Origin of the sequence: Arthrobacter sp. ok362, from assembly GCF_900102785.1 — a bacterium.
GTDB lineage: Bacteria > Actinomycetota > Actinomycetes > Actinomycetales > Micrococcaceae > Arthrobacter.
The window spans coordinates 267,682-279,381 of sequence record NZ_FNGC01000005.1; the positions used below are offsets into that span (position 1 = coordinate 267,682).

The 11,700-nt window shown below is 65.2% G+C and carries 9 protein-coding genes and 1 pseudogene; 6 read left to right on the forward strand and 4 right to left on the reverse strand.

All coding sequences use genetic code 11. The annotated features are described in order from the left end of the window. The first annotated feature begins 15 nt into the window (after positions 1-15). Positions 16-993, forward strand: coding sequence for an ABC transporter substrate-binding protein (locus BLQ10_RS09190; protein ID WP_091560969.1), 978 nt, complete (start codon positions 16-18; stop codon positions 991-993). Between the two features lie 280 nt (positions 994-1,273). Here BLQ10_RS09190 and BLQ10_RS09195 read toward each other — a convergent pair. Together BLQ10_RS09195 and BLQ10_RS09200 are read right to left on the reverse strand one after the other, a co-directional pair. Next, a pseudogene (locus BLQ10_RS09195) lies at positions 1,274-1,644 on the reverse strand (MBL fold metallo-hydrolase). After that, entirely contained in the window at positions 1,641-2,747 is a 1,107-nt protein-coding gene (locus BLQ10_RS09200; protein WP_091560972.1) for an S-(hydroxymethyl)mycothiol dehydrogenase, read from the reverse strand. The pseudogene BLQ10_RS09195 and the gene BLQ10_RS09200 overlap by 4 nt, the downstream one beginning before the upstream one ends. Before the next feature lie 504 nt (positions 2,748-3,251). On the opposite strand from BLQ10_RS09200, the gene BLQ10_RS09205 reads away from it, so the two are divergent. The 3 genes from BLQ10_RS09205 (at position 3,252) to BLQ10_RS09215 (ending at position 6,888) form a co-directional block, all read left to right on the forward strand. Beyond that, on the forward strand, positions 3,252-4,661 hold the full coding sequence (locus BLQ10_RS09205) for an MFS transporter (RefSeq protein WP_091560974.1): 1,410 nt from the start codon (positions 3,252-3,254) through the stop codon (positions 4,659-4,661). Positions 4,662-4,722: 61 nt separating this feature from the next. Beyond that, the gene (locus tag BLQ10_RS09210) at positions 4,723-5,979 is read left to right on the forward strand and encodes an aminopeptidase P family protein (protein WP_091560977.1); all 1,257 of its coding nucleotides are present in this window, start codon (positions 4,723-4,725) and stop codon (positions 5,977-5,979) included. 96 nt (positions 5,980-6,075) lie between these two features. After that, a complete protein-coding gene (locus tag BLQ10_RS09215) occupies positions 6,076-6,888 on the forward strand; it encodes an IclR family transcriptional regulator (protein WP_254785482.1) in 813 nt (270 codons plus the stop codon). 30 nt (positions 6,889-6,918) lie between these two features. Here BLQ10_RS09215 and BLQ10_RS09220 read toward each other — a convergent pair whose 3' ends face one another. Continuing rightward, a complete protein-coding gene (locus BLQ10_RS09220; protein ID WP_091560982.1) occupies positions 6,919-8,463 on the reverse strand; it encodes a PucR family transcriptional regulator in 1,545 nt (514 codons plus the stop codon). A 107-nt stretch (positions 8,464-8,570) separates the two neighbouring features. Between BLQ10_RS09220 and BLQ10_RS09225 the strand changes: the two genes are divergently transcribed. Together BLQ10_RS09225 and BLQ10_RS09230 are read left to right on the forward strand one after the other, a co-directional pair. After that, complete coding sequence (locus BLQ10_RS09225; RefSeq protein WP_091560985.1) at positions 8,571-10,103, forward strand: purine-cytosine permease family protein; 1,533 nt, start codon at positions 8,571-8,573, stop codon at positions 10,101-10,103. A 16-nt stretch (positions 10,104-10,119) separates the two neighbouring features. Beyond that, complete coding sequence (locus BLQ10_RS09230; protein WP_091560988.1) at positions 10,120-11,091, forward strand: polysaccharide deacetylase family protein; 972 nt, start codon at positions 10,120-10,122, stop codon at positions 11,089-11,091. Between the two features lie 110 nt (positions 11,092-11,201). Here BLQ10_RS09230 and BLQ10_RS09235 read toward each other — a convergent pair. Beyond that, positions 11,202-11,700: M28 family peptidase (locus tag BLQ10_RS09235; protein WP_139164204.1), on the reverse strand; the 499-nt coding region annotated here is incomplete at its 5' end.

Genomic DNA, 11,700 nt, shown 5'->3' on the forward strand with positions numbered 1-11,700 from the left:
CAAGGAGATCTAACGATGAAAAAAGCTGGACTGCTGTTGAAACGAACTGTCCCGGCGGTGGCAGGGGCTGCTGCCGCCGCCCTCCTGCTGGCAGGCTGCGGCGGTGCATCCGTCAACCAGGTGGCTGCTGCCACCGGTGCCGCCGGTGCGCCGTGCGGAACTGTCAATGTTGCGCTCAACGCCTGGGTGGGTTACACGGCGAATGCAGCCGTGTACAGCTACGTGGCGAAGAACAAGCTTGGTTGCACTGTGGTGCAGAAGGACCTGAACGAGCAGATCTCCTGGCAGGGATTTGCCTCAGGCGAAGTGGACGTCGTGATGGAAAACTGGGGGCATGAGGATCTGGCCAAGCAGTACATCACGGAGCAGAAAGTCGCTGTCGACGCCGGCCCAACGGGCAATGAAGGACATATCGGCTGGTACGTACCGCCGTGGATGGCAGAAAAGTACCCGGACATCACCGACAGCAAGAACCTGAACAAGTACGCTTCCATGTTCGCAACGTCCGAATCCGGCGGAAAGGGCCAGCTCCTCGACGGCGACCCGGCCTTCGTAACCAATGACGAGGCGCTCGTGAAAAACGTTAACCTCGACTACAAGGTGGTTTTCGCCGGTTCGGAAGCGGCGCTGATCCAGTCGTTCCGGACGGCGGAGCAGAACAAGACGCCGCTGCTGGGCTACTTCTACGAGCCGCAGTGGTTCCTCTCCGAGGTCCCACTCAAGAAGGTCAATCTGCCGAAGTGGACCGAAGGCTGCGACAGCGAACCGGAGAAGGTGGCCTGCGACTACCCGACGTACACGCTGAACAAGGTCATTTCCAAGAAGTTCGATGACAGCGGCTCACCTGCAGCCAAACTGGCCAAGGCCTTCAAATGGACCAACAAGGACCAGAATGCCGTCGCCACGGACATCCAGGGCGGCATGACGCCCGAGGCCGCGGCCAAGAAGTGGGTGGACGCGAATCAGCAGGTTGTAGATTCCTGGCTCAATTAAGCGCGACCATACCGGGTCAGAAAAAGTCACCCACCCTGGGAGATCCGTGGGTGGGTGACTTGTTTCCCTCGAGTGTCGCGAAGGTGGGGTGACTGGATCCCGAACTCCTTGTCCAGTGCCGCCAGGGTCGGGTTTCCGCCCAGTCAAGCTCCCGGCCGGCCCCGCGGCACGCGTCGAAGCCATCCGTCTGCGCTTCGATGAACGCGGCGTCCACGAACCTTGCGCTTCTTGTCGGATTCTGGCCAGGCGCAACCCGGGCAGTCGAAGCCGCCGCGGTAGTTCAGGCGCAGCAGCGACTGCGCGGTCCGGGATCGGCCTGGGCCACGGTCCCTGCAGGCAGCGTCAGCAGCCGCTCCCGGATCGAGGCGACGATGCTTGTGTAGTTGCTGAAGGGCCTGCCTGGCGCCCGGGCCGCCGTTGAACAGCGTGTCTCCGCTGAACACCGTCCCTTTGCCCTCAAGGAGGAAGCAGGTGGAGCCGGGGGAGTGGCCCGGGTTATGGATGGCCCGCGGGGTAGGCATCGTGCGGGGAATCGATGATCACGCATTCGTCCTCGGTCCCCACGATCCAGACGTTGTTGTCCGCCTCCCAGGTGCCGCCGTCGAGCGAAAAAGTGCCCGAGGTGACGAGGTTCTCGACGGCGACGCTCATCCGACCTTCGCCACCGAGCTGATTTCAACCACGGAACGCAGAACCTTGCCCTCGTGCATCTTGGCAAACGCCTCTTCCACCTGGTCGATCGTTATGCGCTCGGTTACGAAGGCGTCCAGGTCCAGGTTGCCCAGCTTGTAGTGCTGGACCAGCATCGGGAAGTCGCGGGACGGCAGGCAGTCGCCGTACCAGGAGGATTTCAGGGACCCGCCGCGGCCAAAGACATCCAGCAACGGCAGCTCAAGCAACATGCTCGGCGTCGGAACGCCCACCAGGACCACGCGGCCGGCGAGGTCCCTGGCGTAGAACGCCTGCTTGTACGTTTCGGGGCGCCCCACCGCTTCGATCACGACGTCGGCACCGTTGCCGCCGGTCAGCGCCCGGATGGCCTCGACCGGGTCTTCCTTGCAGGAGTCCACGCCGTGGGTGGCGCCGAGGGACTTGGCCATTTCCACCTTGTTCGCATCGATGTCCACCGCGATGATCGTCGTCGCGCCGGCCAGCTTCGCGCCGGCGATCGCAGCGATACCCACACCGCCGCAGCCGATCACCGCCACCGATTCGCCCCGCTTGACCTCGGCCGTGTTGATGGCGGCGCCGATGCCTGCCATCACACCGCAGCCGAGCAGCCCAACGGCGGCGGGATCGGCGTCCTCGTCGACCTTGGTGCACTGCCCGGCGGCGACGAGCGTCTTCTCGGCGAAAGCGCCGATGCCCAGTGCGGGCGAGAGCTCCGTGCCGTCCTCGAGCGTCATCTTCTGGGTGGCGTTGTGTGTGTTGAAGCAGTACTGCGGCTGGCCCTTGGCGCAGGCGCGGCATTCGCCGCACACGGCCCGCCAGTTCAGGATCACGCGGTCCCCGGGGGCCACTTCGGTGACGTCCGGTCCTACGGCGCTGACCACACCGGTGGCCTCGTGGCCGAGCAGGATGGGGAAATCGTCACTAATTCCGCCCTGCTTGTAGTGCAGATCCGTGTGGCAGACGCCGCAGGTGAGGATGTCCACCAGGGCCTCGCCCGGTCCGGGATCCGGCACCAGGATGGTCTCAACGGAGACCGGGGCATTCTTTTCCTTGGCTATGACGGCCTTTACTTTGTGAACCATGATTCGTGTGTTCCTTTCCTGAGCCCGGGGCTCTTTGGCAACGGCCCCCGTTGCCAATCAAGCTGACTCGTTGCGGTTCCAAATCTTCTTCCGGCCCAGCGACGCTCCTGCCCGACGCCTTGGGCCTCGAACCGGACCGGCTGGCCCGCTCAGCGCACGCTGCGGAGGGAACCCTCCACATGATTGCGTATTACACAACACGATGCACATAGCGCGTACCCGAAAATATGGCAGGCGTCACATGACGGTGTCAATAGATCGCCCGGGAGCGATGTTGGCGCTTCACTGAGGGCATCTCGCCGAGACGTCGATTCTGCAACCAAATTTCGCTGAACGCAACGACTATCCCTGGGTGCAGCTTTGGAGGACAGTGCGTGGCCGCGATCCAGTCGTGCAAAATTCGCTAACCGAAAACGAAAAAGCATTGACTGTGTCATGCGTCACGCATAATCTGGTGCAACAGCGTTGCACTGACTGCAACCCCAAAAACACTTTGGTGGACACATGAGTAACGAAACTTCCTCCTCGGCCCCACTTGCGGGTCCGAACAGCCCGGAGTCGAATAGCGGGCATGGCAGTACTTCCTCCGGACAGGCCACGTTGAGCGGCCGTGTGGCCCCGGGAGGGCAAGATCCCGTGGTCAGCAGGGAGACCCGACGGCGGGTGGTCGCCGCAAGTTTCATCGGGAACTTCGTCGAATGGTTCGACTACGCCGTCTACGGCTACCTGGCCGCAACAATCGCCGCGGTCTTCTTCCCCGAGTCCAATCCCCAGACCGCGCTTCTGCTGACTTTCGCCCTGTTCGCCATCTCGTTCCTGGTGCGGCCGCTTGGCGGCTTCGTCTGGGGCCACATTGGCGATCGGGTGGGGCGCCGGACCGCGCTTTCCCTGTCAATCCTGATCATGTCCGGAGCGACCTTCTGCATCGCCCTTATCCCGGGGTATAACGCCATCGGCATCTGGGCCCCGATCCTTCTCCTGGTGGTGCGCGTCGTCCAGGGCTTCTCCGCCTCGGGCGAATACGCCGGCGCGTCCGCCTTCCTGGTGGAGTACGCCCCGGCCAACAAACGCGGCCTGTACGCGGCGGTAGTTCCTGCCAGCACGGCCGCGGGCCTGCTGCTCGGTTCCCTGCTCGCGGGCCTGCTGACCATCGTGCTCAGCGCCGAGGCGATGCAGAGCTGGGGGTGGCGCCTGCCGTTCCTGCTCGCCGCCCCGATGGGCCTGATCGGACGCTACATCCGCACCAAGCTGGAAGACACACCGGTTTTCCGCGAACTGGCAGAGGAGGACCAGGCCATCAAGGCCCCTGTATCCAGCCTCTTCCGGAACCACTGGCGGTTGCTGCTGAAGGCCGTCGGAGCCGTGCTGCTCAACGCCGTCGGGTTCTACGTGATCCTGAGCTACATGCCCACGTACCTGTCCGCGGAACTCGGTCTCGGCGCGGCCGAATCCTTCTTGGCCACCACCATCGCCCTCGTGACGTACATCGGGTTCATCTTCCTGACCGGAATGCTCTCGGACCGCTACGGCCGCAAAAAGGTCCTCATCGCCGCATCCCTGAGCTTCATCCTGCTGACCGTGCCGGCCTTCGCCCTGCTGGGCACCGGGAACTTCCTGGTGATCGTCCTGGTCCAGATCCTGCTGGGCGGCATGCTCACGCTCAATGACGGCACCCTCCCGAGCTTCCTGGCGGAAATGTTCCCCACCCGTGTCCGCTACAGCGGCTTCGCCGTCAGCTTCAATCTCTCCAACGCGCTGTTCGGCGGCACTGCGCCGTTCATGGCGACGCTCCTGATCGCCGCGACGGCCAATGACCTGGCGCCGGCCTGGTACCTGACCGGCGCCGCGGCCATCTCCCTGATCGCCGTAGTGCTGTCCCGTGAAACCAGCAAAGAACCGCTGCGCCACGAGTAGACCCGGCCGACGCCCCAATTTTCCCCTCCAAAAAACAGCACTGCAGAAAGGCACCACCACCATGACCATCGCAACCTCCAACAACGCTTCGTCCATCGCCGAACTGGAGCGACTGAAAGTCCTGCACAACGGGCAGAAGGAAAAGCTGACTTTTTCCAACGCCGAATTTGAGCGCCGGCTGGGCGGACTGCGCCGCATCATGGCAGAGAAGGACCTGGACGCCGTCGTCCTGACCAGCTACCACTCCATCAAGTACTACTCCGACTTCCTCTTCACCTACTTCGGCCGGTCCTACGCCATGGTGGTCACCAAGGACGACACAGTGACCGTCACGGCGAACATCGACGCCGGCATGCCGTGGCGGCGCAGCTACGGCGACAACGTGGTGTACACGGACTGGCGCCGGGACAACTACATCTTCGCCATCCAGGAGGTGCTGCGCACCCGCGGCATTAACCCCCGCCGGCTCGGCGTCGAAGACGATTCGCTCCCGCTGGACAACCGGAACAAGATCCAGGCGGCGTTTGCTGGGGCCGCCCTGGTGGACGTGGCCCAGGCCGCGATGCGCCAGCGGATGATCAAATCGGCAGAGGAGATCGAGGTGATCAAGCACGGAGCCCGCATCGGGGACCTGGGCGGCGAAGCCATCCGCAACGCGATCACCGCCGGCATCACCGAATATGAGGTCGCCCTGATCGGCACCGAAGCCATGGTCCACGAAATCGCCCGGACCTTCCCGGACTCGGAAATCCGTGACACCTGGGTGTGGTTCCAGTCCGGCATCAACACCGACGGCGCGCACAACTGGGCCACCACGCGGAAGATCCAGGAGCACGACATCCTGTCCCTGAACTGCTTCCCCATGACCTCCGGCTACTACACCGCACTGGAGCGCACCCTGTTCTACGGCGAACCCGACGCCCGCTCCCTTGAGCTGTGGAACATCAACGTGGAAGTCCACAAGCGCGGCCTCGAGCTCATCAAGCCCGGAGCTGTCTGCAAGGACATCGCCGCCGAGCTGAACGAGATCTACGTGGGCCACGGACTGCTTGCCAACCGGACGTTCGGCTACGGACACTCGTTCGGCGTCTTGAGCCACTACTACGGCCGCGAAGCCGGACTGGAGCTCCGCGAGGACATCGACACCGTGCTGGAACCGGGCATGGTGGTCTCCATGGAACCCATGATCACTGTCATGGACGGCCAGCCCGGCGCCGGCGGCTACCGTGAGCACGACATCCTGGTGGTCGGTGAGGACGGAGCCGAGAACATCACGAAGTTCCCCTTCGGCCCGGAATACAACATCGTGGGCGCCTGACCGGACCACGCCCCTGAAAGGGACGGACAGCAGAAGCGGCGCCACGTCCACCGTGGCGCCGCTTTTCGGTCCTCATACGGAATGATGGTAGACACCATGACCCCAGCAGAATCTCCCGAAACCACCGGAAACGGCGACACCAAGGGCACCTCCGTCATCGTCAACGCCATCGCCGTGCTGCGAACATTCACGGCCGACGAACCGTTGCTCGGGGTCACCGAGATCGCCAACCGGGTGGGCCTGCACAAGAGTACGGTTTCCCGGATCCTGGCCACGTTCGAACAGGAGCACCTGGTGGAACGGGACCCGGAAACCCGCCGCTTCCGGCTGGGGCTGGGACTGATCGCCGTCGCCGGACCGTTGCTGGCCGAATTGGAAGAACGGCGCGTGGCGTACCCGGTCCTGCGTGAACTCACCGAACGGACCGGCGAAACCAGCGCCCTCATGGTGTGGAACAGCGCCGAGTCGATGTGCGTGGAACAGATCGCCAGCCACCACCAGATCAAGCACACCACCCCGCTGGGAGCCCGGTACACGGACGCCATGAGCGCCTCCGTGCAGGTCTTCCTGTCCGCCGCGCCGGTCGAACGCGTCCGCGCACTCCTGCGCAGCGGAGCCATCAGCTACCCGGGACTCGATGATGCGGGCCTGGATGGCTACCAGATCAAGCTCAAGGATGTGACGGCTCGCGGTTGGGCCATCAACTACGGCGAATCCTCCATCGACGAAGTGGGCGTGGCCGCCCCCGTCTACGACCACCGCGGCGACATCGCAGCGGCCGTCCTGATCTCGGCGCCCCGGTTCCGCGTCTCACGCGAAGCTCTCCAGAGCCTGGGCGAAGCGTGCGCGGCTGCGGCCGACAAAATCACCAGACGGCTGGGCGGCCGCGCGTCCCGCAGCAACGACTAACGCCGGGCCGGCAAGCGCAGCCCACCCGCCTCAGCTCAGCCGGGCCAGCCGCGAGGCCAAATGCAACGCCGCGAGCCGGCCTGTTCGCCGGGGGTCGCCGCCGCACAGCTCGAAGATCCGCTGCAGCCGCTGATGCATCGACTGCCGTTCCACGTGCAGCTCCCTGGCCGCCTGGGCGGTGTTGCATCCGGAATCCAGCCAGGTGGCCAGGGTATCGAGCAGCCGCGAATTGCGTTGGGCATCATGGTCCAGGAGTGCGCCAAGCTGCTGGCGCACGAAGTTCTGCCGTTGCTCGGTATCCAGGCTCCCAACCGCGAGGCGTTCGACGGCGAATGCCTCGGAATCGATCACAGGACAGTGCGGGCCCTCTGTTGCCGCGGGGGTCTTTCCCAGCGCGTCCGCCAATTCCAGCGTGAGCCTGGCTTCCGACAGGGACCAGGGAGCTTCCGATATCCCTGCGGCCAGCGGGCCGACGGCCACGAGCGTATCGGCCAGCGCTGGCAGCCCCCGCAGGCCGGCCAGGAGCGCGTGCCGGCTTTCGCGCGGATTATCGCCCGGGAGGAGGGCCACCGCCAGGAGCTCGGCGTTGTCGACATAGGTGGCGCTCGGCTGCGCCCCCCGGGTCAGAAGGCGCTCCACGGGCGCCCGGAGCTGTTGGAGCATGTCGGAGCGGATCACGATGGCCATGAGCGCGGCAGCCGGCGGGATCCCGGCCGCGGACGCCAGCTGCTGGAGCCGCCAGGCCTGGCTGCCCGAATCTATCGCGCGAAGCAGGGCCGCCCCCGCGACTTCCTTGAGCCCCGGAGACATTCGCTGCAGCAGCGCCAGGGCCAGAATGTCCACTGAGCGGTTCCCGGCTGTGCGGGCCAGGTTCTCGTCCTCGCCCGCCGGAACCCGGAGCAACAGCTGCGCCGCAAGAATGCCGCGGATCGGAACGTCAATGTGGATCAGGCGTGCCTGCTCCTGCGGCCCAGCGGTGGAGGCGTCGGCGTCGGAAGCCTCCGGCTGCCCCGGGGTTGCGCTGGCCAGGGTCGCGCCCGATATGGAAGTCAGGGTCACCTCGGCATGGATGATACCGGCCAGCACGGCGAGGATCCGGTCCAGGCCGCCGCCGTGCGCCAGCTCGACTGCCATTGCGTGACTGGCCTCGTCCGCCCGCCGCAATTGGGACACCGAGTCACTGACCAGCATCGAGTTGATGGCCTGCATGACGCCGACGAACGGCACCACCCCGCGAAGTTCGATCAGCGGAAGGTCGGCTTCTTCGGCGGCCGCCACCATTGAGGACGGGAGAGACGGAAGGGCCACCCCGGTTTCGATGGCTACGGCCGCCACACCCCGCTCGGCCAGTTGGCGAACGTAATTGACCTGCCGCTCCTCAGAGGCATGGGCGAGAGCTTCGCCGCCTGTCAGCAGAAGCTCGCCGCCGGCAAGCAAGGGTGCGATGTCGATGATTTCGCTGGAGTGGATCCACCGCAGCTGGGTCCGCGCGGCAGCCCGGGCCCCAGCCCGGATGACGGGATCGGCGGCCGCCAGGGTCGGATGGTTCAGGGCGTCTTCAAGACGAATGGACATTACACTCCGTCGCGTCGCTCTACGTTTATTTAGACACATTGTATATGGCCTGATGTGGCCTGCGACACATAATCTTGAGGAATCCCACACACCCTCGGAGGCTCCCAATGCGTCAAAAATCCCCAGCGGCCCCGGCCGGCACCGCGCCGGAGTCCGGCGAAGACCACGAAGCGTGGCTCCACCCCATCCCCGAGTCGGAGCGGACCCGCAAAGTGTCCGGCCAGTTCTGGATCTGGGCTGGCGCCAACCTCGCCCCAATCAACTGGGTGCTCGGAGCGCTCGGCATCCAGCTCGGCCTGGGATTCGCGGACACGGTCACCGTTCTTGTCCTTGGAAACCTGATCGGGATGCTGCTCTTCGGGTGCTTTGTCCTGCTGGGCCAAAAGACGGGAGCGACCGGCATGGTGCTGGCCCGCGCCGCCTTTGGACGGCGCGGAAACTACCTGCCGGCGGCCATTCAGGCCCTTCTGGTGATCGGTTGGTGTGCAGTCAACACCTGGATCATCCTGGATCTGGTCATGGCGCTCTTCGGGACCCTGGGGTGGGTTGACCCGGAGGCCCACAACTATGCGTGGAAGATCGGCATCGCCACGTTCATCATGGCAACCCAGGTAACCATTGCCTGGTTCGGCTACAAGGCGATCGCCGCGTTCGAGAGATGGACCGTCCCGCCGACCATCATCATCCTGACCGTGATGTCGGCCGTGGCTTGGTTCGGCATGAAGATCAACTGGACCTACGCTGGCCCCGCAGGCCACATCCTGGAAGGCTCGGAACGCATCGCCGCGATGAGCGCAGTCATGACGGCGATCGGCATCGGCTGGGGCATCACCTGGTTCACCTACGCCGCAGACTACTCCCGCTTCGTCAGCACCACGGTGCCCAAACGCAAGGTCTACCTCGCATCGGTGCTTGGCCAGTTCATCCCCGTCGTCTGGCTGGGCATCCTGGGGGCCAGCCTGGCCACCAATACAGGAGAGATAGATCCCGGCAAACTCATTGTCCTGAACTTCGGCGCACTGGCCCTGCCCGTGCTGCTCATGGTGCTGCACGGCCCGATCGCGACCAACATCTTGAACATCTACACCTTCTCCGTAGCCACACAGGCACTGGACATCTCCATCAGCAGGCGCAAGTTGAACCTGTTCGTCGGCGTCTTCTCCCTTGCAGTCGTGGTCTTCTTCATCTTCCAGGAGGATTTCGCCTCCGTTCTGGACGCATGGCTGATTGGGCTGGTCGCCTGGGTGGCTGCCTGGGGCGGGGTCATGCTGGTCCACTACTTCTGGATCGAGAAACGCTGGCCCGGTAATCCAGCCAGGCTCTTCGACGCCGTCGGCACCAAGCGGCTGCCAGGCGTGAACCCGGCAGGCATCGCCTCCCTGATCATCGGCATCTTCGCCACCTGGCTGTTCATGTACGGGCTGGTGCCGGCAATGCAGGGCCCCATCGCCGTCGCCCTGGGCGGATGGGACCTGTCCTGGCTCGCCGGAGGACTGTCCAGCGCCGCCGCCTACGCCGTCCTCGGGCCGCGGTTCCACCGAAAGTTCCTTGATGTCCCCGGCGGCACCGAACAGACCTCAGCTTCCTCCACCCCTGGCGCGACCGACCTTCCGGTCCCGTCCACCGCACCTTCCGCTTAGCCAGGAGATCAACCCCGTGAACTTCCCCGCTTTCGCCGACGCCGCCCACCCCATCACCTGGCCTGACGGCCACCGAGCCGCGGCGTCCTTTACCTTCGACGTCGACGCCGAATCCTGCACCATTGCGCACGACCCGCAGAGCACCCGGCGCATGTCACTGATGACGCACCAGTCCTACGGGCCGAAGGTCGCCGTCCCGCGGCTCCTGCAAATCCTCGAGCGCCAGGACATCCAGGCGACGTTCTTCGTCCCGGGTTTCACCGCCGAATGTTACCCGGACGTGGTCCGCCGGATCGCGGAGGGCGGCCACGAGATTGCCCACCACGGATACCTGCACGAACCCATGCAGGGCATCGACGCCGCCACGGAGGCGCGGTACCTGGACCGGGGCCTGGACGCGCTGGCCAAGGCCGCCGGCGTCCGGCCGACTGGATACCGTGCACCGTGGTGGGAGCTCAACTGGCATTCCGCAACGCTCCTTGCGGACCGGGGGTTCCTTTATGACTCAAGCCTGCTCGACGGCGACGCCCCTTACCGCTTCAGCGTTGCCGAGGGGGACCCCCGCGACCTCGTCGAAATCCCCGTCGACTGGGCCCTGGACGATTGGGAGCAGTACGCCTTCTACCCGGGCGTCACCGGAAGCGGTGTCATCGAAAGCCCGGCCAAGGTCCTGGAAATGTGGACGCTGGAGGCCGAAGCGCACCACGCCGCCGGGAGCTGCTTCGTCCTGACCAACCACCCCTTCATTTCCGGCCGGCCGTCCAAGGCCGTGGCCCTGGAACAGCTGATGGAGCGGGTCAAGTCCATGAACGGCATGTGGGTCACCACCATGGAGAAGATCGCGCAACACACGCGCGACTCCGTCGAGGAGATCCACACCCACGCGCGCATCGCCGTGCCCGGATTCCCGGACACCGGCGCACGGTTCACGCCGGCCACCGTGCGGCAGCCCCAAGGAGCCCCGGCGCGACGCGGGGCCGGTACCTAGGACCCACTTCGGCCCTGGCAAACACAGGTCCCCGGCACGGCCCCTCATCAGGAGGTGGCCGTGCCGGGGACCTTCCTGTGGACGCCCGGTCTCATCGGCAAACGAGGCGATTAGCCGGTCTTGGCCATTGCGTAGGCCACGGTGGCGTAGGCCAGGGCGCCCGACATTTCCTGGAGCAGTTCCGGGTTGGTGTTGGCGATGGTGTCGCAGGCCTCGTGGTAGCAGGGATCAAGGACCTTGCCGGCCGCCCCGCCAAAGGATTGCGCCTGGGCCTGGGTCTTCCTCTTCTCATCGCCGGTGAACAGCCCGCCGCCGGGAATGCCGGCCGAGAGGAAGGCGTCGTAGTCGGAGCCGCCGTCAAAGGGCGTGCTCTCGGCGGGCAGCGCGTTCTCCTGGAAGTAGCGGAACAGGATGTCCTCGATCGCCTTGGACCCGGCCGGGCCGGCGTGGCCGAAATCCGCGCCGTCCCCGTCATGCACGGACCGCACACCGTTGGGCGAGGCCGCCATGTCCACGTTCAGGTTCGCCGCGGTCTGGCCGATCTCGGCCTGGCTGAGTTCGTCGACGTAGTGCTGGGACCCGTAGAGGCCGTCCTCCTCGCCGCCCCAG

Excerpts from the sequence above, each read along its gene's own strand:
- BLQ10_RS09190 (WP_091560969.1), top strand. The coding sequence starts at position 16 with ATGAAAAAAGCTGGACTGCTGTTGAAACGAACTGTCCCGGCGGTGGCA.
- BLQ10_RS09200 (WP_091560972.1), bottom strand. The coding sequence starts at position 2,747 with ATGGTTCACAAAGTAAAGGCCGTCATAGCCAAGGAAAAGAATGCCCCG.
- BLQ10_RS09205 (WP_091560974.1), top strand. The coding sequence starts at position 3,252 with ATGAGTAACGAAACTTCCTCCTCGGCCCCACTTGCGGGTCCGAACAGC.
- BLQ10_RS09210 (WP_091560977.1), top strand. The coding sequence starts at position 4,723 with ATGACCATCGCAACCTCCAACAACGCTTCGTCCATCGCCGAACTGGAG.
- BLQ10_RS09215 (WP_254785482.1), top strand. The coding sequence starts at position 6,076 with ATGACCCCAGCAGAATCTCCCGAAACCACCGGAAACGGCGACACCAAG.
- BLQ10_RS09220 (WP_091560982.1), bottom strand. The coding sequence starts at position 8,463 with ATGTCCATTCGTCTTGAAGACGCCCTGAACCATCCGACCCTGGCGGCC.
- BLQ10_RS09225 (WP_091560985.1), top strand. The coding sequence starts at position 8,571 with ATGCGTCAAAAATCCCCAGCGGCCCCGGCCGGCACCGCGCCGGAGTCC.